Source organism: Ramlibacter aurantiacus (assembly GCF_016722895.1).
Classification (GTDB): domain Bacteria; phylum Pseudomonadota; class Gammaproteobacteria; order Burkholderiales; family Burkholderiaceae_C; genus Ramlibacter; species Ramlibacter aurantiacus.
Genome location: NZ_JAEQNA010000006.1, coordinates 256244 through 275885 on the forward strand (window position 1 = coordinate 256244; position 19642 = coordinate 275885).

The 19642-nt window shown below is 69.2% G+C and carries 19 protein-coding genes; 17 read left to right on the forward strand and 2 right to left on the reverse strand.

Annotated elements, in window-relative coordinates; all coding sequences use genetic code 11:
* Positions 1-7 precede the first annotated feature (7 nt).
* The 3 genes from lpdA to JI739_RS16890 are packed head-to-tail and all read left to right on the forward strand — an operon-like array spanning position 8 to position 3130.
* On the forward strand, positions 8-1435 hold the full coding sequence (gene lpdA, locus JI739_RS16880; RefSeq protein ID WP_201685102.1) for a dihydrolipoyl dehydrogenase: 1428 nt from the start codon (positions 8-10) through the stop codon (positions 1433-1435).
* A gap of 7 nt (positions 1436-1442) precedes the next feature.
* Positions 1443-2570: a cell division protein ZapE gene (gene zapE, locus JI739_RS16885; protein WP_354003741.1), complete on the forward strand. Its 1128-nt coding sequence runs from the start codon at positions 1443-1445 to the stop codon at positions 2568-2570.
* Positions 2567-3130, forward strand: coding sequence for a hypothetical protein (locus JI739_RS16890; protein ID WP_201685104.1), 564 nt, complete (start codon positions 2567-2569; stop codon positions 3128-3130). Before zapE ends, JI739_RS16890 begins: the two co-directional genes overlap by 4 nt.
* 25 nt (positions 3131-3155) lie before the next feature.
* Here JI739_RS16890 and JI739_RS16895 read toward each other — a convergent pair whose 3' ends face one another.
* On the reverse strand, positions 3156-3917 hold the full coding sequence (locus JI739_RS16895) for a PP2C family protein-serine/threonine phosphatase (RefSeq protein ID WP_201685105.1): 762 nt from the start codon (positions 3915-3917) through the stop codon (positions 3156-3158).
* Between the two features lie 84 nt (positions 3918-4001).
* Here JI739_RS16895 and JI739_RS16900 point away from each other — a divergent pair, with 84 nt between their 5' ends.
* Together JI739_RS16900 and yoaA are read left to right on the forward strand one after the other, a co-directional pair.
* Positions 4002-4205 (forward strand): YdcH family protein, encoded by a 204-nt coding sequence (locus tag JI739_RS16900; protein ID WP_201685106.1) that lies wholly within the window; start codon positions 4002-4004, stop codon positions 4203-4205.
* The gene (gene yoaA / locus JI739_RS16905; protein WP_201685107.1) at positions 4202-6253 is read left to right on the forward strand and encodes a DNA repair helicase YoaA; all 2052 of its coding nucleotides are present in this window, start codon (positions 4202-4204) and stop codon (positions 6251-6253) included. The genes JI739_RS16900 and yoaA overlap by 4 nt, the downstream gene beginning before the upstream one ends.
* Here yoaA and JI739_RS16910 read toward each other — a convergent pair.
* A complete protein-coding gene (locus tag JI739_RS16910) occupies positions 6204-7007 on the reverse strand; it encodes an outer membrane protein assembly factor BamD (RefSeq protein ID WP_201685159.1) in 804 nt (267 codons plus the stop codon). The genes yoaA and JI739_RS16910 overlap by 50 nt on opposite strands.
* A gap of 53 nt (positions 7008-7060) precedes the next feature.
* Here JI739_RS16910 and JI739_RS16915 point away from each other — a divergent pair, with 53 nt between their 5' ends.
* The 12 genes from JI739_RS16915 (at position 7061) to der (ending at position 19532) form a co-directional block, all read left to right on the forward strand.
* Positions 7061-8095: an RluA family pseudouridine synthase gene (locus JI739_RS16915; RefSeq protein ID WP_201685108.1), complete on the forward strand. Its 1035-nt coding sequence runs from the start codon at positions 7061-7063 to the stop codon at positions 8093-8095.
* A gap of 64 nt (positions 8096-8159) precedes the next feature.
* Positions 8160-8786 (forward strand): SMC-Scp complex subunit ScpB, encoded by a 627-nt coding sequence (gene scpB / locus JI739_RS16920; protein WP_201685109.1) that lies wholly within the window; start codon positions 8160-8162, stop codon positions 8784-8786.
* Positions 8783-10090 (forward strand): pseudouridine synthase, encoded by a 1308-nt coding sequence (locus JI739_RS16925; protein ID WP_201685110.1) that lies wholly within the window; start codon positions 8783-8785, stop codon positions 10088-10090. The genes scpB and JI739_RS16925 overlap by 4 nt, the downstream gene beginning before the upstream one ends.
* Before the next feature lie 175 nt (positions 10091-10265).
* The gene (gene ndk, locus JI739_RS16930) at positions 10266-10691 is read left to right on the forward strand and encodes a nucleoside-diphosphate kinase (protein WP_201685160.1); all 426 of its coding nucleotides are present in this window, start codon (positions 10266-10268) and stop codon (positions 10689-10691) included.
* Between the two features lie 137 nt (positions 10692-10828).
* Positions 10829-12028: a dual-specificity RNA methyltransferase RlmN gene (rlmN, locus tag JI739_RS16935; protein ID WP_201685111.1), complete on the forward strand. Its 1200-nt coding sequence runs from the start codon at positions 10829-10831 to the stop codon at positions 12026-12028.
* Positions 12025-12858 (forward strand): type IV pilus biogenesis/stability protein PilW, encoded by an 834-nt coding sequence (gene pilW / locus JI739_RS16940; protein WP_201685112.1) that lies wholly within the window; start codon positions 12025-12027, stop codon positions 12856-12858. The genes rlmN and pilW overlap by 4 nt, the downstream gene beginning before the upstream one ends.
* Positions 12851-13726: a helix-turn-helix domain-containing protein gene (locus JI739_RS16945; protein WP_201685113.1), complete on the forward strand. Its 876-nt coding sequence runs from the start codon at positions 12851-12853 to the stop codon at positions 13724-13726. Before pilW ends, JI739_RS16945 begins: the two co-directional genes overlap by 8 nt.
* Positions 13726-14997 (forward strand): flavodoxin-dependent (E)-4-hydroxy-3-methylbut-2-enyl-diphosphate synthase, encoded by a 1272-nt coding sequence (ispG, locus tag JI739_RS16950; protein WP_201685114.1) that lies wholly within the window; start codon positions 13726-13728, stop codon positions 14995-14997. Before JI739_RS16945 ends, ispG begins: the two co-directional genes overlap by 1 nt.
* A gap of 19 nt (positions 14998-15016) precedes the next feature.
* On the forward strand, positions 15017-16324 hold the full coding sequence (gene hisS, locus JI739_RS16955) for a histidine--tRNA ligase (RefSeq protein ID WP_201685115.1): 1308 nt from the start codon (positions 15017-15019) through the stop codon (positions 16322-16324).
* Between the two features lie 66 nt (positions 16325-16390).
* On the forward strand, positions 16391-17041 hold the full coding sequence (locus JI739_RS16960) for a YfgM family protein (RefSeq protein ID WP_201685116.1): 651 nt from the start codon (positions 16391-16393) through the stop codon (positions 17039-17041).
* Complete coding sequence (bamB, locus tag JI739_RS16965) at positions 17038-18192, forward strand: outer membrane protein assembly factor BamB (RefSeq protein WP_201685117.1); 1155 nt, start codon at positions 17038-17040, stop codon at positions 18190-18192. The genes JI739_RS16960 and bamB overlap by 4 nt, the downstream gene beginning before the upstream one ends.
* Positions 18192-19532 (forward strand): ribosome biogenesis GTPase Der, encoded by a 1341-nt coding sequence (der, locus tag JI739_RS16970; protein ID WP_201685118.1) that lies wholly within the window; start codon positions 18192-18194, stop codon positions 19530-19532. Before bamB ends, der begins: the two co-directional genes overlap by 1 nt.
* Positions 19533-19642: the final 110 nt, after the last annotated feature.

Here is a 19642-nt window from a genome sequence, read left to right on the forward strand (position 1 = left end):
GTCCACCATGAGCAAGCAATTCGACGTCATCGTCATCGGCGGCGGCCCTGGTGGCTATATCGCGGCCATCCGGGCAGCGCAACTGGGCTTCAACACCGCCTGCATCGATGAGTGGAAGAACGACAAGGGCGGCCCGGCGCCGGGCGGCACCTGCACCAACGTCGGCTGCATTCCGTCCAAGGCGCTGCTTCAGTCGTCCGAGCACTTCGAGCACGCCGGCAAGCACTTCGGCGAGCACGGCATCCAGGTGCAGGGACTGGGCCTCGACCTGGGCAAGATGATCGGCCGCAAGGATGCGGTGGTGAAGCAGAACAACGACGGCATCCTGTACCTGTTCAAGAAGAACAAGGTCAGCTTCTTCCACGGGCGCGGCTCGTTCGTGAAGGCTGCCGAGGGCGCGCACGAAGTCCGCGTCTCCGGCCAGGACGAAACGCTGGTGGCCAGGCACGTGATCATCGCCACCGGCTCCAACGCCCGCGCGCTGCCCGGCACGCCCTTCGACGAGGTCAACGTGCTGTCCAACGACGGCGCGCTGCGCATCGGGGCCGTGCCCAAGAAGCTGGGCCTGATCGGCTCCGGCGTCATCGGGCTGGAGATGGGTTCGGTCTGGCGCCGCGTGGGCGCCGAGGTCACCATCCTCGAGGGACTGCCCACCTTCCTGGGCGCGGTCGACGAGCAGATCGCCAAGGAAGCGCACAAGGCCTTCACCAAACAGGGCCTGAAGATCGAGCTGGGCGTGAAGGTCGGCGAGGTTCGCAACCAGGGCGAGCAGGGCGTGTCCATCGCCTACACCGACGCCAAGGGCCAGGCGCAGACCCTGCAGGTGGACAAGCTGATCGTGTCCATCGGCCGCGTGCCGAACACCGTGGGCCTGGACGCCGAGGCTGCAGGCATCCAGCTCGACGAGCGCGGGGCCATCGTGGTCGACGATGAGTGCCGCACCAACGTACCCGGCATCTGGGCCGTGGGCGACGTGGTGCGCGGGCCCATGCTCGCGCACAAGGCCGAGGAGGAGGGTGTGGCGGTGGCCGAGCGCATTGCCGGCCAGCACGGGCACGTCAACTTCAACACCATTCCCTGGGTCATCTACACCAGCCCCGAGATCGCCTGGGTCGGACGCACCGAGCAGCAGCTCAAGGCCGACGGCGTGACCTACAAGGCCGGCACCTTCCCGTTCCTGGCCAATGGCCGGGCGCGGGCGCTGGGCGACACCACCGGCATGGTGAAGTTCCTGGCCGACGCGGCAACCGACGAGATCCTCGGCGTGCACATCGTGGGCCCCATGGCCAGCGAGCTCATCTCCGAGGCGGTGGTGGCGATGGAGTTCAAGGCCTCCAGCGAGGACATCGCCCGCATCTGCCATGCCCACCCGTCGCTGTCCGAGGCCACCAAGGAAGCGGCGCTGGCAGTGGACAAGCGCACGCTCAACTTCTGACGCACCCGTGAGCAACGAAGGCGAACAGCGACCGTTCGCATCCGTTCGCCAGGCCTACGAGACCGAGCTGGCGGCACGCGGCTACACGGCCGACGCCGCCCAGCTGCGCGCGGTCGATGCGCTGGAGCGCTGCGCCCGTGAGTGGGCGCAGTTCAAGGAGCAGCGCTCCAACCTCTTCAAGAAGCTGATCAACCGGCCCGAGATCCCGCGCGGGGTCTACATGTACGGCGGGGTCGGGCGCGGCAAGAGCTTCCTGATGGATTGCTTCTACAGCGCCATGCCGCTGCGCCGCAAGACGCGGCTGCACTTCCACGAGTTCATGCGCGAAGTGCACCGCGAGCTGGCGGACCTGCAGGGCACCGTGAACCCCCTGGACGTGCTGGGCGCGCGCATGGCGCGGCGCTACCGGCTGATCTGCTTCGACGAGTTCCACGTGGCGGACATCACCGACGCCATGATCCTGCACCGCCTGCTGCAGGCACTGTTCGACAACGGCGTGGGCTTCGTCACCACCTCCAACTTCCATCCCGACGAGCTGTATCCGAACGGGCTGCACCGCGATCGCATATTGCCGGCCATCGCGCTGCTCAAGGACCGGCTCGAGGTGCTCAACGTCGACAACGGCACCGACTATCGGCGCCGCACGCTGGAGCACGTGAAGCTCTATCACTCGCCTCTCGGGCCGGAGGCCGATGCCCAGATGGACGCGGCGTTCACCGAACTGGCCGAGAGCCATGACGAGAACCCGGTGCTGCACATCGAGCAACGAGAGATCCGCGCCCGGCGCAAGGCCGGTGGCGTGGTCTGGTTCGACTTCAAGACCCTCTGCGGCGGACCTCGCTCGCAGAACGACTACCTGGAGATCGCGACCCAGTTCCACACGGTGCTCTTGTCCAGCGTGCCGCAGATGTCGGCGCGCATGGCCTCCGAGGCGCGCCGCTTCACCTGGCTGGTGGACGTGCTGTATGACCGCCGCGTCAAGCTGATCATGTCGGCCGAGGTGCGCCCCGAGGAGCTTTACACCGAAGGTGCACTGGCACATGAATTCCATCGCACGGTCTCGCGCCTGACCGAGATGCAGTCGGCCGAGTTCCTGGCGCAGGAACGTCGAACGGTGGACACTCGCCTCACATGAACAAGCTGCCTTTGCTGGGGATGCTGCTCGTTGCCGGTGCCGCGCTGGCCCAGGGCACGGCCGGGCCGGAATGGGTGCAGGCCGAGCGCGCCCGGATCGCCGCCGAGCGGGCCGCGGTCGAGGCCCGACATGCGCGCGAGGAAGTCGCCTGCCGAGCCCGGTTCGCGGTCAACGACTGCGTGCGCGAGAGTACGGCCCGCCGCCGAGTGGCCTTGTCCGAGCTGAGGAAGCAGGAGCTCGCGGTGAATGCGGCGGAGCGGCAGCAGCGTGCCGAAGAACGGCGACGCGCCTTGGCGGACAAGGCGGCCACGCCGCGCGAGGGCCGCTCCTTGGAAGGTGAGGCCCCGCCAGCGGCCGCACCGGCGCCGGCACCTCCGCAGCCGTCACCGGTGCACCTGCCGCGCGAGCCCGTCGCCAAACCTCCAGGGCTCACCGGGTCCGAACGCGAACAAGCCCACCAGCGCAAACTGGACGAAGCAGCCGAGCGCAAGCAGAAGGTGCTGGAGCGCAACGCCAGGCGCACCAAGCCGGCCGCCTCGCCCTTGCCCATTCCGGACTGAGAAGCTGAGCACGGACGCCGGTCGGCTACTCCTCCAGGGGCTCGAGCTTCACGATCACCAGCGACAGGTTGTCGCCGCCACCGCCTGCCCGGGCGCGTGCCTTGGACACCAGGAACTCCGTGGCTTCGCGTGGGGACAGCATGGCCAGGGCCGCGCCCAGCTCCTCGTCGGTGAAGTAGTGCCACAGGCCGTCGCTGCAGGCCAGCAGGGTATCGCCCGGGCGCAGCTGTGGAATGAGATGGCTGGCGGCCGGCGGATCTTCGTCGGCGCCCAGGCATCCCATGAGGATGTTGGATTGCGGGTGGTCGTTGGCCTCGTCCTCGCTGATCTCGCCCTGGGACACCAGCATCTGCACGTAGGAATGGTCCAGGGTGCGCTTGACCAACCCACGCCCGTGGAAGTGGTAGATGCGCGAGTCTCCTGCGTGGACCCAGTGGCAGTCTCCGGCCGGGTTGATCAGGAACGCGGCCACCGTGCTGTGCGGCTCCTCCTCGGACGAGAGCGCGGTGAGCTTGATCACCAGGTGCGCGTCCTTCACCAGCTGCGAGAGCATGTGGCCGCCGTCGTCCTGCGCGGGTGAGTAGCGCTCGAACAGCTGCCGGGCGGTGAGCATCACCTGGTCGGAGGCCTTGCGTCCGCCGCTGCGCCCGCCCATGCCGTCGGCGATGACCCCGAGCACGCAGCCCGGATGGCGGGGATGGGCGAGCAGGGCGAGCTGGTCCTGTTGGTAGTCGCGGTCGCCCTTGTGGAGGCCGGTGGATGCGGTGAGTCGGTAGCCCTTGGCCATGCCTGTTTCCATGCGGGACGAGGGCCCGCGACAGGGCGGTATTATCGGCCGCGCCCACCCTCATTCCGCACCGGGCGAACCCCCGTGGACCTGAACCTGCACTCCCCCGCGCGACGCCTCATCGAGCTGCGCATCGAACATGCCGATCTCGACGCGCTGATCGACCGCGCCGGCCTGGACCAGTCCCTCGACGAACTCGCGCTGCGGCGCCTGAAGAAGCGCCGCCTGGCCTTGCGCGACCTCATCGACGCGCTGCAGCGGCAGCTGGAACCCCGGGAGCCCGCGTGAGCCTTGCCGACGAGGTGCGCGACGTCTTCTGCGCCGAAGGTGCGCTGTCACGCGCCGCCGAGCAGTTCCAGCCGCGCCAGGGGCAGACCGACATGGCCTTGGCCGTGGCGCGCACCATCGAGCAGGGTGGGGTGCTCGTGGTCGAAGCCGGCACCGGCGTGGGCAAGACGTTCTCCTACCTGGTGCCCGCGTTGCTATCGGGCGAGAAGGTGCTGCTGTCCACCGCCACCAAGACCCTGCAGGACCAGCTGTTCGGGCGCGACCTGCCGCGCCTGGTGCAGGCGCTGGGTTTGCCGGTGCGCACGGCGCTGCTCAAGGGCCGCGCCAGCTACCTGTGCATCCACCGCATGGAGCTCGCGCGCCAGGACGCCACCCTGGCCGACCGCCAGGCGGTGCGCAGCCTGGCGCGGATCGAGGAATGGGCCCACGTGACGCGCACCGGTGACCTGGCCGAGCTGCCGGGCCTGGACGAGCGATCCCCGGTGATTCCCCTGGTCACCTCCACGCGCGAAAACTGCCTGGGCGCCCAATGCCCGCGGTTTCGCGCCTGCCACGTCAACCATGCCCGGCGCGAGGCGCTCGCCAGCGACGTGGTCGTGGTCAACCATCACTTGTTCTTCGCCGACCTGGCCGTGCGTGAGTCGGGCATGGCGGAGTTGCTGCCGACCGTGCGCGTGGCCATCTTCGACGAGGCGCACCAGCTCAACGAAACCGGCGTCCAGTTCCTCGGGGTGCAGCTCGGAACCGGCCAGCTGGTCGACTTCGCACGCGACGTGCTGGGCGCCGGGCTGCAGCTCGCGCGGGGAATGTGCGACTGGCAGCAGGTCGCTGCCGGCGTGGAGCAGGCCGCCCGCGAGCTGCGCCTGACCGCCGGGCGCACGCCCACCGGTGCCCGCTTGAGGTGGGACGGCGAGGCGCCCGAGCAGGTCGCGCCGCGCGACTGGGACGCCGCCCTCGATGCGGTGTCCCGCGCCTGCGATGCGGCACTCGAGGCCCTGGAGACGGTGCATGAGGTGGCGCCGGATTTCCTTCGGCTGGCCGAGCGCGCCCGCACCCTGGCCGAACGCGCCGACCGTTTCGTGCGGCCCTGCGATCCGGCGTCGGTGCGGTGGCTCGACGTCGGGCTGCAACTGCGGCTGGTCGAATCTCCGCTGGACATCGCGCAGGCGGTGCGCACGAGGCTGCTGCGACTGCCCGCGCAGGGCGAAGGCGAGGCGGCGGATCCCGCAAGCGGCCGGGCCTGGATCTTCACCTCGGCCACCCTGGGTGACGATGCGCGCCTGAGCTGGTTCACCGAGCCTTGCGGCCTGCAGGACGCGCAGGTACTGCGCGTCGGCAGTCCCTTCGATTACGCGGCGCAGGCAGGCCTGTACATCCCGCGCGACTTTCCACGGCCGAACGAGCCCACCCACAGTGGCCGGGTGGCGGCGCTGGCGGCCGATGCGGTGCGGCTGCTGGGCGGTCGCACCCTGGTGCTGACCACCACGCTGCGCGCCTTGCGCACCATCGGTGATGCGCTGCAGGTGCGCTTCGGAGGGACCGACGACCCTGAAGTGCTGGTGCAGGGCCAGTGGCCCAAGCGTCGCCTGATCGAGCGTTTCCGTGAGGGCTCGAGTGCAGGCGGTCGCGGCTGCGTGCTGGTCGCTTCGGCTTCCTTCTGGGAAGGTGTGGACGTGCCGGGTGACCAGCTGCAGCTGGTGGTGGTGGACAAGTTGCCTTTTCCACCACCGGGCGATCCGCTGGTGGAGGCGCGTTCACGGCGCCTGGAGGCCCAGGGCCGCAGCCCCTTCGGCGACTACCACCTGCCCGAGGCGGCGGTGGCCCTGAAACAGGGAGCGGGACGGCTGATCCGCCGCGAGAGCGACCGCGGCGTGCTCGTGGTGTGCGATCCGCGGCTGGCCAGCATGCCGTATGGGCGGCGCCTGCTGTCGGCGTTACCGCCGATGCGGCGGCTGGAGGGGGCGCCCGCGTTTCAGGCGGCGCTGGCGGAGCTGGCGGCTACCACAGCTTCCACCACGGGCCTTGAGCCGAGCGAAAGCCCCGGCTGAGGAACTCGCTGTCGGGGTAGTTCTTCTCGAGCACGCGCCGCGTGTCGGCGGCCAGCTGCTCCATCCCCAGGGCCGCGTACGAGCGGTGCAGGATGAACAAGGCCTCTTCCAGGGCCGGCACTTCGCGGTAGTCGTTCAAGGCGGCCTGTGCGCGGTTGATGGCCGCCACATACGCGCCGCGCCGGTAGTAGTAGCGGGCCACGTGCACCTCGTACTGCGCCAGCGAGTTGACGATGTACGTCATGCGGGCCTTCGAATCGTCCGCGTAGCGGGACTCGGGGAAGCGGGTGATCAGCTCGCGGAAGGATTCGTAGGACTCCTTGGCCGCCTGCTGGTCACGCTCGCTGAGGTCCTGGCGCGAGAGGAACGCGAACAACCCGAGGTTGTCGTTGAAGTTGACCAGGCCCTTCAGATACAGCGCGTAGTCGGCGGCGGGACTGGCCGGGTGCAGGCGCAGGAAACGATCGAGGGTGGCCAGCGCGTCGGCCTTCTCGCCGGCCTTGAACTGCGCGAAGGCCTTGTCGAGCTGCGCCTGCTGCGCCAGCGGCGTGCCGGCGGCGCGGCCTTCGAGCCGCTCGAGCAGCGGAATGGCTTTGTCGAAGGAGCCGGCGGCGACTTCGTCCTTCGCCTCGCTGTAGAGGCGGTTGGGGCTCCAGGTCGATTGGTCCTGGTTGATGGACGAGCAGGCCGACAGCAGGACCACGCTCAAGGCGAGAAGCCCTGGGGCGACCGCCGATAATTTCGCACGCAGCATCGCGCAGGCACTCTTGACTTGAAAGGGCATTGATTATATCGACCGACCTCTCCATGACCGGGCTGGCACAGGTGCTGGAGGAAGGCCCGGACCCGGGTGCCGACACTGAATGGCGCACCTTCGCCATCGATGCCGCGCTGCACGGCGAGCGCCTCGACCGAGCCCTCGCGGCGCTGGTGCCCGAGTTCTCGCGCAACTACCTGCAGCAGCTGATCGATGCCGGTGCCGTGCGCCTCAACGGCCGCGTGCTTTCCCGCAGTGCGGCGCGGGTGAAGGCCGGTGACCAGGGCCAGGTCGAACTGCGGCCCACGCCGCAGAGCCAGGCCTTCGTGCCCGAGCCCATGGACCTGCCGGTCATCTACGAAGATGCCCACCTGCTGGTGCTGGACAAGCCGGCGGGGCTGGTGGTGCATCCGGCACCGGGCAATTGGCGCGGCACCTTGCTCAACGGCTTGCTGGCGCGCGATCCGCGCGCGGCGCTGCTGCCTCGAGCCGGCATCGTGCACCGCCTCGACAAGGACACCAGCGGACTGATGGTGGTGGCGCGCGACCGCGCCGCCATGGATGCCCTGGTGCGCCTGATCGCGGCGCGTGAGGTCTCGCGCCAGTACGTCGCATTGGCGCATCGGTCCTGGAGCGGTCCCGCGCTGCGCGACGTCGACGCCGGGATCGGTCGCGACCCCGCCAACCGCCTGCGCATGGCCGTGGTCGACCTCGAACGGCACCCCGGCAAGCCCGCGCGCACCCACCTCGAACACCTGGCCGATGCCGACGCCGGTTGCCTGGTGCGCGCGACGCTCGAGACCGGCCGGACGCATCAGATCCGTGTGCACATGGCCCACATCGGTCATCCGTTGGTGGCCGACGAACTCTATGGCGGCGCACCCGCCGCAGGCATGCAGCGCCAGGCCCTCCACGCCGATCGCCTCGCTTTCCGCCACCCCGTCTCGGGCGCCGAACTGGCGTTCCACGCGTCCCCGCCGCGGGACCTCCTGCAGGCTCTGGCCGCCTGGGGCCTGCGATACAATCCGCCGGCTCGCGCACCAGCGCGCAGTCCCGGTCGAGCCCCCCAGGCGGGGCCGCCCTGAAGCCTTCGGGTTCCAACCGTTACGCCAGCCGCCTTCACAGGCGGCCTTCCTGCGACACGAAGCGATGAATAGCTCGGATGCCAAGCGCGTCCTGGAGACGGCCCTGATTTGTTCACCGCAACCGCTGTCGGTGCGTGAGCTGCGCGTGCTGTTCAACGACGAACTCGGCGCCGACACCATCAAGGCCCTGCTGCAGGACCTGCAGGACGACTGGTCGACGCGTGGCGTCGAACTGGTGGCCGTGGCCAGTGGCTGGCGCTTCCAGAGCCGTCCGCAGATGCGCGAATACCTCGATCGGCTGCATCCCGAAAAGCCTCCGCGGTACACCCGGGCCACGCTCGAGACGCTGGCCATCATCGCGTACCGGCAGCCGGTCACCCGTGGCGACATCGAAGACATCCGCGGCGTCACCGTCAATTCCCTCACCATCAAACAACTCGAGGACCGCGGCTGGGTCGAGGTGATCGGACACCGCGAGGCGCCCGGGCGTCCCGCACTGTTCGCCACCACCCGCCACTTCCTCGACGACCTGGGCCTTCCCTCGCTCGACGCGCTGCCGCTCCTGGACAACCCGGTGCAGGCGGCGGCCGCGTTGGAGTCGCTGGCCGACCTCCCGGTCCAGCCCGAACTGGCGATCGAAGGCGATGCCCCGGCGGATCTGCCGGATGGCCCGAGCTCACAACCATCATGACCTCATCCCTCCCTGAAGGCGGCGCTCCGGCCGCTCCCGAATCCGACATGCCTGCGCCCTTCGACGAGGAGCAGCGGCAACCCTCGGAGCCCGCGCAGGCGCCGGTCGAGGTCGCGCCTGGTTCGGCGGTTCGCCGCGAGGACGAGAACGCCGCAGCCGAGCCCGTGATCCGGTTCGAGGACGTGGTCTCCGGCCGTTACGACGAACAGGAGCAGAGTGCCGAGCTGGCGCCTCCCAAGCGCGTGTTGGCCCCCCAGCCCGAAACCCCCAAGCTGCACAAGGTGCTTGCGCAGGCGGGCCTGGGCTCCCGGCTCGAGATGGAGCAGTTGATCACCGAGGGTCGCATCTCCGTGAACAACGAGCCCGCGCACATCGGGCAGCGCATCCAGTGGGGCGACCAGATCAAGGTCAACGGCAAGCCGATCCGCGTGCGCATCGCGCCGCCACCGGCGCGGGTGATCGCGTATCACAAGCCGGTGGGTGAAGTCGTCACCCACGATGATCCGCAGAACCGACCCACCGTGTTCCGCAAGCTGCCCAAGCTCATGCAGGGCAAGTGGCAATCGGTCGGACGGCTGGACCTCAACACCGAAGGCCTGCTGCTGTTCACCAGTTCCGGCGAGCTGGCCAACAAGCTGATGCACCCGCGCTTCGGCCTGGAGCGCGAGTACGCCGTGCGGGTGCTGGGCGCGCTCAGCGGCGAGGAGAAACAGCGCTTGGTCGACGGTGTCGACCTGGCCGATGGCCGTGCCCAGTTCGGCTCGATCGAGGAGGGCGGAGGCGAGGGTGCCAACGCCTGGTACCGCGTGACCATCTCCGAGGGGCGCAACCGCGAAGTACGCCGGTTGTTCGAGGCCGTGGGCCACGCGGTGAGCCGCCTGATCCGCATCCGCTACGGCGCCATGGTCCTGCCGCGGGGGCTCAAGCGCGGCGCCTGGATGGAGCTCGACGAGCGCGACATCAAGTCGTTGATGCACGCTGCCGGCGCCAGCATGCCTTCGGGCGACGCCGGCGAGGGGCGTCGCGGTGGCAAGGGCGGCCGGGGTGACTTCCGTGGAGACTCACGCGGAGGTGGCGGCCAGCCCGGGCGCAACAAGGGTCCGGGCAGGGGACCGGGGAAGGGGCCTGGCGGCGGCGGGCAAGGGCGCGACAAGGCCGATCGAGGGCCGGCCGGCCAGCCCGATCCGATGAAGACCTCGCTGGGCTACATCGGCGCAGACAGCTTCACCCGGCAGCGCCAGGCACCTGGCGGTGCGCCGCGCGGTCCGGGCGGGCCTCGCCGCGGCAACCGCGGCGGCCGCTGAGCATCCACGGCCCCGGCCGCAAGGGCCGGAGGCGTTTGCCCCCCGGGGTAAAATTGGCGGCTTTGCCGAACTTCCGGCGCGGCTGTCGAACGAAGCCCATGCGGACTCGCACGTGCGGGGCCGCGGGGCCGCAGTCATTCACCAGAACCACCCCACTTCAGAGGAAGAAAACAACATGGCCATCGAACGCACCCTGTCCATCATCAAGCCCGACGCCGTCGCCAAGAACGTCATCGGACAGATCTATTCCCGTTTCGAAGGTGCAGGGCTCAAGGTTGTCGCCGCCCGCATGGCGCACCTGTCCCGCCAGGAGGCCGAGCAGTTCTACGCCGTGCACAAGGCGCGTCCCTTCTTCAATGACCTGGTCGAGTTCATGATCTCCGGCCCCGTCATGATCCAGGTGCTCGAGGGCGAGAACGCCATCGGCAAGAACCGCGAGCTGATGGGCGCCACCGATCCCAAGAAGGCCGAGAAGGGCACCATCCGCGCCGACTTCGCCGACAGCATCGATGCCAATGCCGTGCATGGCTCCGACGCCGCCGAAACGGCAGCGGTTGAGGTGGGCTTCTTCTTCCCCGGCATGAACGTCTATTCGCGTTGAGAAGGTTTGAATGAATTTGCTGCGCGCCCCGGCCCTGCGCCTGCGCCGCCCGCCACATGGTTGCCCGGCGGCGATGCTCCAGGCAGCGTCGGCGCGCACGTCGCGATTCGTTCGAACCTTCCGGCGCCGCGCATGCGATGACCACCCCTCCTGAGCTCACACGAGGAGTCCGTCCCGAGGTCGATCGAAGGGTCAACCTTCTCGACTTCGACCTGGAGGGATTGGCCGCATATTGCGAATCGCTGGGTGAGAAGCGCTTCCGCGCCACCCAGCTGTTTCGCTGGATCCACCAGCGCGGCGCGCGCGAGTTCGGCCAGATGTCCGATCTGGCCAAGTCGCTGCGCGCCAAGCTCGAGGCGCGGGCCTGCATCGAAGGACTCACGGTCCTGAGCCAGCAGGAGTCGGCCGACGGCACCATCAAGTGGCTGTTCGACGTGGGCGGGGGCAACGCCGTCGAATCCGTCTACATCCCCGAGGACGACCGCGCCACGCTGTGCGTCTCCTCGCAGGCGGGCTGCGCCGTCGGCTGCCGCTTCTGCTCCACCGGCCACCAGGGCTTCGCGCGCAACCTCACCACCGGGGAAATCGTCGCGCAACTCTGGTTCGCCGAGCACTTCCTGCGTGCGCGCCTGGCTACGACCGAACGCGTCATCTCCAACGTGGTGATGATGGGCATGGGCGAGCCGCTGCAGAACTACTCGGCCCTGGTGCCGGCCCTGCGGGTCATGCTGGACGACCACGGCTATGGCCTGTCGCGACGCCGCTTGACCGTGTCCACCTCGGGCGTGGTGCCCATGATGGACCGGCTGGGGCAGGACTGCCCCGTGGCCTTGGCCGTCTCCCTGCACGCGCCCGCCGACGTGCTGCGCGACAACCTCGTGCCCTTGAACCGCAAGTACCCGCTGGCGGAACTGCTGGACGCCTGCCGGCGCTACCTGGCCTTCGCGCCGCGCGACTTCATCACCTTCGAGTACTGCATGCTCGACGGGGTCAACGACCAGCCGGAGCACGCGGCCCAACTCGTCGCGCTGCTGCGCGGGCATGGTGGCGGTGTGTCCTGCAAGGTCAACCTGATTCCCTTCAATCCGTTCCCGGCATCCGGGCTGACGCGTTCGCCGCATCAACGCGTGCTCGCATTCGCGAAGCAGCTCAGCGATGCTGGTATCGTGACCACGGTGCGAAAGACACGCGGCGACGACATCGACGCCGCCTGCGGTCAACTGGCCGGCGACGTGCGGGATCGCACCCGGGTCGACTCCCGCATCGCGCGGCAGCGCACCGTGATGCTCACGCCGGTGCACGACACGGCGATTACCGACAACGAGAGGACGCAATGACCCGCAGCGACACGAGCGCTCACCAGCCGCTGCCCGGCCGCCGCCTTGGCTTGATGGCGGCGCTGGCCATCGCGCTGGCCCTGCTCGGCGCCTGCGCCACCCCGGCCGGGGGCGGGGCTGCGCAGGAAGAAATCCTGACCGAATCCGACGAGCCGGCGGCGCGCAAGCGGGCCCGGATCCGGCTCGAACTGGCCGTTGGCTACTACGAAGAAGGCCGCACCGAAATCGCGCTGGACGAAGTGAAGCAGGCTCTCAACAGCGACGCCTCGTTCGGCCCGGCCTACAACCTGCGCGGCCTGATCTACATGCGCATGAACGAGCCGCGGCAGGCCGAAGAGAGCTTCCGCCGGGCCCTCTCGCTGGAGCCGCGCAACGGCGACGTGCTGCACAACTTCGGCTGGTTCGCCTGCCAGCAGGGCCGCTCGGAGGAATCCTTCGGCGCGTTTCGCCGCGCCCTCGAAATCCCCAGCTACGGCGCGCGCGCCAAGACCTACATGACGCTGGGCCTGTGCCAGGCGCGCGCGGGCCGGCTGGAAGACGCCGAGCACAGCCTGGCCCGTTCGTACGAACTCGACGCAGGCAACCCGGTCACCGGCTTCAACCTCGCCAACCTGCTGATGCGCCGCGGCGAGCTGACCCGCGCGCAGTTCTACATCCGGCGGTTGAACAATGGCGAGTACGCGAACGCCGAGACGCTGTGGCTGGGCATTCGGGTCGAGCAGGCCCTCGGGGACAAGGTGGCGATGTCGCAGCTGGCCGAACAGCTGCGCAAGCGCTACCCGGCGTCGCGCGAGCTGGCCGCCTACGAAAAGGGAGCATTCAATGAGTGACACGGTCGCGCCGATCGAAACCGCTACCGGTTCCGGCGCGGGAGCCTTGCTGCGACAGGCGCGCGAAGACGCCGGCCTGCACGTGGCAGCGCTGGCTGGCGCGCTGAAGGTGCCGCAGCGGCAGATCGAAGCCCTGGAGCAGGACCGGATCGACCAGCTGCCCGACGTCGTCTACGCACGGGCGCTGGCGGCCAGCATCTGCCGCAACCTGCGCATCGATCCGCAATCGGTGCTGTCGCGCCTGCCCAAGGCCGCCGATTCGCGCCTGGGCAAGGACGAGCCCATCAACGTTCCCTTCCGCGCCTCGAGTGATGCGCGAAGCGGCGGCTGGCGTGATCTGCTCGGCCGGCCTCCCGTGATGGGGGCGTTGGCGCTGTTGGTCGGCGCGGTGGTGCTGCTCCTGCTGCCCCTGATCCCGAACCGCACCGACGACACGGCCCTGCCGCCTGGAACGGACGCCGCGACGGCGCCGATTGCCGCACCGGTCCCGACCGCTCCGACCGGCTTGATGGCAGATCCAGCCGGCGCCCCCGTGGCCGCCGTGCCGGCGATCGTGCCGCTGGTGCCCACGCCCCAGTCGCCCAGCGTCCCGGCAAGCACCAGCACGAGCACCAGCTCGCCCGCCTCGCCGGCCCAGGTGGTCGAGTTCCGCGCCACCAACCCCGCCTGGGTGCAGGTGACCGATGGCCGCGGCACCGTGCACCTGCGCCGGACACTGGCGGCGGGCGAAACGGCGGGCGTCTCGGCCGCCACCCCGCTCACCGTCGTGGTGGGCAATGCCAACACCGTGCAGGTGCAGGTGCGAGGGCAAGGCTTCGACCTGGCTCCGCACGTGCGCGACAACGTTGCACGCTTCGAGGTCCGCTGATGACGCCGTCCTGCCAGCCCATTCCTGCCGCCGCGCCACGGCCGCGGCGCTCGCGCCAGGCCCGCGTCGCCTGGGGCTCCCACGTGGTGACGGTCGGGGGCGACGCGCCGGTGCGCGTGCAGTCCATGACCAACACCGACACCGAGGACCCGATAGGCACGGCCATCCAGGTCAAGGAACTCGCCCAGGCGGGCTCCGAACTGGTCCGCATCACGGTCAACACCCCTGAGGCCGCACGCCAGGTCCCCTACGTTCGGGAGCAGCTCGATCGAATGGGCATTGCCGTGCCGCTGGTGGGCGACTTCCACTACAACGGCCATCGGCTGCTCACCGAATTCCCCGACTGCGCGCAGGCGCTGTCCAAGTACCGCATCAATCCCGGCAACGTGGGCAAGGGCGACAAGCACGACCGCCAGTTCGCCCAGATGATCGAAGCCGCCATGCGCTACGACCGGCCGGTGCGCATCGGCGTCAACTGGGGCAGCCTCGACCAGGAGCTGCTGGCGCAGCTGATGGACGAGAACAGCCGCCGACCCGAGCCCTGGGATGCCAAGGCCGTCATGTACGAGGCGCTCATCACCTCGGCGATCGACTCCGCGCGTCGCGCCGGCGAGCTCGGCATGAACCCGGACCAGATCCTGCTGTCGTGCAAGGTCAGTGGCGTGCAGGACCTGATTGCCGTCTATCGCGAGCTGGCCCGGCGCTGCGATTACGCGCTGCACCTGGGCCTGACCGAGGCCGGCATGGGCACCAAGGGCACGGTCGCGTCCAGCGTGGCCATGGGCATCCTGCTGCAGGAGGGCATCGGCGACACGATCCGCGTGTCGCTCACGCCGCAACCCGGCGAATCGCGCACCCAGGAGGTGGTGATCGCCTCCGAGATCCTGCAGGCCCTGGGCCTGCGCAGCTTCGTGCCCAGCGTCACCGCGTGCCCGGGTTGTGGCCGCACCACCAGCACCACCTTCCAGGAGCTGGCCAAGCGGATCGACGATTACCTGCGGGCGCAGATGCCCGTGTGGCGCGAGCGCTATCCGGGCGTCGAGCAGCTCAAGGTGGCGGTGATGGGCTGCATCGTCAACGGCCCGGGCGAGAGCAAGCACGCCGACATCGGCATCAGCCTGCCGGGGACCGGCGAGGCGCCGGCCGCGCCCGTCTTCATCGATGGTGAAAAGGTGCTCACGCTGCGTGGCGAGAACATCGCCACCGAGTTCCACCAGATCGTCGACAACTACATCCAGAAGCGCTTCGGCTCGCCCGCCGAAGCGGCCTGATCTTTTCCCCCTCGCGCACATGGCCGACAAGAACAATGCCGCAAAGGCACAGCCCCTGACCGCGGTCAAGGGCATGAACGACATCCTGCCGCCGGTCTCGGCCGAATGGGAGTGGCTGGAGGAGAAGGTGCGCTCGCTCATGGCGCGCTATGCCTATCGCAACCTGCGCACGCCCATCGTCGAGCCCACCTCGCTGTTCGTGCGCAGCCTCGGTGAGGTCACCGACATCGTCGAGAAGGAGATGTATTCCTTCGAGGACCGCCTCAACGGCGAGCAGCTGACCCTGCGGCCGGAGAACACCGCCGGCGTGGTGCGAGCGGTGGTCGAACATTCGCTGCTGTACGACGGGGGCAAGCGGCTCTACTACATGGGACCGATGTTCCGGCACGAGCGGCCGCAACGTGGGCGCTACCGCCAGTTCCACCAGATCGGGGCCGAAGCCCTGGGCTTCGCCGGGCCGGATGTCGACGCCGAGATCATCCTCCTGGCGGCCGCGTTGTGGCGCGAGCTGGGACTGTCCGACGTGCGGCTCGAGATCAACAGCCTGGGCCAGCCCGACGAGCGGCGCCAGCACCGGGCCGAGCTCATCGCCTACCTGGAGCGTCACGCCGACCAGCTCGACGAGGACGCCCGCCGCCGCCTGCATGCCAACCCGCTGCGCGTGCTGGACACCAAGAACCCCGCGATGCAGCAGCTGGTCGAAGGTGCGCCGCGCCTGCTCGACTTCCTGGGGGAGAGCTCGATGGCGCACTTCCGCGGCGTGACCGACGCGCTGGACGCCAATAGCATCGCCTACCGCATCAATCCACGGCTGGTGCGCGGGCTGGACTATTACAACCTCACGGTGTTCGAGTTCGTCACCGACAGCCTGGGTGCACAGGGCACCATCTGCGCCGGCGGCCGCTACGACTACCTCATCGGGCAGATCGGCGGCAAGCAGGCACCCGCCGTGGGCTGGGCCCTGGGGGTTGAGCGGGTGCTGGAGCTGGTGCGGGAGCAGGGCGCCGCCATCGCCCAGCCGGCGCCGGATGCCTATGCCATCGTTCCCGACGCCTCAGCCATGCCGCAGGTGCTGCGTGCGTTGCAGGCCCTCCGTGCGGCCGGCGTGGGCGTGCAAATGCATGCGGCTTCGGCCGAGGGCCTGGGCAGCATGAAGTCGCAGTTCAAGAAGGCCGATGCCAGTGGCGCACGGCATGCGCTCATCTTCGGGGCCGACGAGCTGGCCGCCGGCGAACTCACCGTGAAGGCGCTGCGTGACGGCAGCGGCGCGCAGCAGCGGCAGTCGCTCGATGCCGTCGAGGCCCTGGCACGGCAGCTCAAGGCCTGACCCGCGTACCGGGGGAGCACGGCAGAGCCGGCTCCTACAATCGCCCACTTCCTTTCCCTTGCATCCATGGCCAAACACCTCGACCTCGAAGAACAGGAACAGCTTGCCGAACTCAAGCATTTCTGGAACAAGTGGGGCAATCTCATCTCGGTGCTGCTGATCGTCGTCTTTGGCGGCATCGCTGCCTGGAACGGCTGGAACTGGTGGCAGCGCCACCAGGGCACGCAGGCTTCGGCGCTCTTCGAAGAGGTGGAGCGGGCGGCGCAGGCCAAGGACCTCGAGCGCATCAAGCGCGCCACGGCCGACATCCAGGAGCAGTACGCCCGCACCGCCTATGCGCAGCAGGCGACCTTGCTCGCGGCCAAGGCCTGGCATGAAGCCGGGCAGCCTGACGCGGCTCGCTCGGCGCTTGCGTGGGTGGCCGGGAAGGCGCGGGACCCGGGCTACCAGGCCGTCGCGCGGCTGCGGCTGGCGGCGCTGCTGGCCGACCAGAAATCGTACGACGATGCCCTGCAGCAGCTGGCCGGCTCCATGCCCGCCGAGTTCGAGCCACTGGCGGCCGACCGCCGCGGCGACATCCTCCTGCTCCAGGGCAAGAAGGCCGAGGCCATCGCCGCGTACCAGAAGGCCTGGGCGGGCCTGGCCGAGCAACCGGAGTACCGGCGCATCGTCGAGGTCAAGCTCGCCAGCCTGGGCGGCGAGGTCGCGAAGTCATGAGCGCCTTGCCCGGTCGACTCTCGAGGCGCTGCCTCGCCTTGGGGCTGAGCGTGCTGCTGGCCGGGTGCTCGGCGCTGCCGAGTTTCCTGGGCGGCGGACCAGAGCGACCCAAGCCGGCCGAGCTGGCCGCCAACCCGGCGCTCATCGGGGTGCGGCAGGCCTGGTCCGCGAAGGTCGGTGAAGTGGGCTTCCCGCTCGTCGTGCAGGTGAACGACCGCCAGTTCACGCTGGCCAGCGGCGATGGAACGGTGGCGTCCTTCGATGCGGACACGGGGTCCGAGTTGTGGCGCGGATCCGCTGGCGGTCCCATTTCCGCGGGCGTGGGCAGTGATGGCCGGCGTGCGGCCGTGGTCACGCGTGAAAACGAGCTGGTCGCCTTCCAGGACGGGAAAGTCGCCTGGCGGCAGACGCTGCAGGGCCAGAGCCATACCCCACCCCTGGTGGCCGGCGGACGCGTGTTCGTGCTGGGTGCCGATCGCTCGGTGTCTGCGCACGATGGCGCCACGGGTCGCCGGCTGTGGTTCGTGCAGCGTCCGGGCGAGCCGCTGGTGCTGCGCCAGGCGGGCGTCCTGCTCGCCGTCGGCGACACGCTGGTCGTGGGCCAAGGCGGTCGACTCGCGGGGCTGGACCCGCTCACTGGCGCGGTGCGCTGGGAGGCCACCGTCGCCACCTCGCGCGGCACCAACGAGGTCGAGCGCCTGGTCGACCTGGTCGCGCCGTACAGCCGGGTGGGCGACACGGTCTGCGTGCGTGCCTTCCAGGCTGCCGTGGGCTGCGTGGACGCGGGCCGGGGTGAGACCCTCTGGAGCCGCCGTGCGCAAGGCACGGTGGGCGTAGGCGGCGACGAGCGCCACGTGTTCGGCACCGAAGCCGATGGCCGGCTGCTGGCGTGGCGCCGCGCCGATGGCGAGCTCGGGTGGTCGACCGACCAGTTCAAGTGGCGTGTGCTCACCGCACCGCTGTCGATCGGCCGCTCGGTCGCGTTCGGCGACGCCGACGGCTTCGTGCACCTGGTCTCCCGCGAGGATGGCAGCCTGGTGAACCGGCTCAGCACCGACGGCTCGGCCATCGCCGCGGCCCCGGTCCTGGCCGGCAACACGCTGGTCGTGGTCACCCGCAACGGCGGTATTTACGGCTTCGTGCCCAACTGATGAAACCTGTTGTCGCCCTGGTGGGCCGCCCCAACGTCGGCAAGTCGACGCTGTTCAACCGGCTGACGAAGTCGCGCGATGCGATCGTGGCCGACTTCGCCGGCCTCACGCGTGACCGGCACTACGGCAACGCGCGCCTGGGCAAGCACGAGTTCATCGTCATCGACACCGGCGGCTTCGAGCCCACCGCCGAAAGCGGCATCTATGTCGAGATGGCCAAGCAGACGCGGCAGGCGGTCGCCGAAGCCGACGTGGTGGTGTTCGTGGTGGACGCTCGTGCGGGCGTTTCGGCCCAGGACCACGACATCGGGGCCTACCTGCGCAAGCTCGGCAAGCCGACGGTGCTGGTGGCCAACAAGGCCGAAGGCATGACCGAAGGGGCGCAGCTGGCCGAGTTCTTCGAGCTGGGACTGGGTGACGTGCTGCCGGTATCGGCTGCCCACGGACAGGGCGTCCGCAGCCTGATCGAGGAGGCCCTGGGCGCGCTCGTCCTGGCCGACGCCGAGGACGAGGAGGGCGCGCAGGCCGACCCCGGGGTGATCAAGCTGGCGGTGGCGGGACGGCCCAACGTGGGCAAGTCCACGCTGATCAACACCTGGCTCGGCGAGGAGCGGCTGGTGGCTTTCGACCTGCCCGGCACCACGCGCGACGCGATCACCGTTCCCTTCGAACGCGCAGGCCAGAAGTACGAGCTGATCGACACCGCCGGCTTGCGGCGCAAGGGCAAGGTCTTCGAGGCGATCGAGAAGTTCTCGGTGGTCAAGACGCTGCAGGCGATCGAATCGGCCAACGTCGTGCTGCTGCTGCTGGACGCGACCCAGGGCGTGACCGACCAGGACGCGCATATTGCCGGGTACATCCTGGAAAGTGGGCGCGCCGTCGTGCTCGCGGTGAACAAGTGGGACGCGGTGGATGCGTATGAGCGCGAGCAGCTGCAGCGGCAGATCGAATCGCGGCTGGCCTTCCTCAAGTTCGCGCCCCTGCACATGATCTCGGCCCGCAAGCGGCAGGGTCTGGGGCCGGTGTGGACGTCCATTGCCGAGGCTTTCCGGTCCGCCATGTGCAAGATGCCCACACCCAAGCTGACCCGGCTGTTGCAGGAGGCGGTGCAGTTCCAGTCGCCCAAGCGCGCCGGCATGTTCCGGCCCAAGCTGCGTTATGCCCACCAGGGCGGCATGAATCCCCCGGTGATCGTGATCCACGGCAACTCGCTGGAGCACGTGACCGATGCGTACAAGCGCTTCCTGGAAGGGCGCTTCCGCAAGGAGTTCAAGCTCATCGGCACGCCCTTGCGCATCGAAATGAAGACCTCGGCCAACCCCTACAGCGACAAGGACTGAAGCCTACCTGCCGCGCTCGGCAGGCTGGCCAGTCCCCCTTGAACTGAATGGCCGCGCACCCATGTTCGACGGGTCGCCACGTGCGCTTCTTCGGCGGCTTGCTGTGGTAA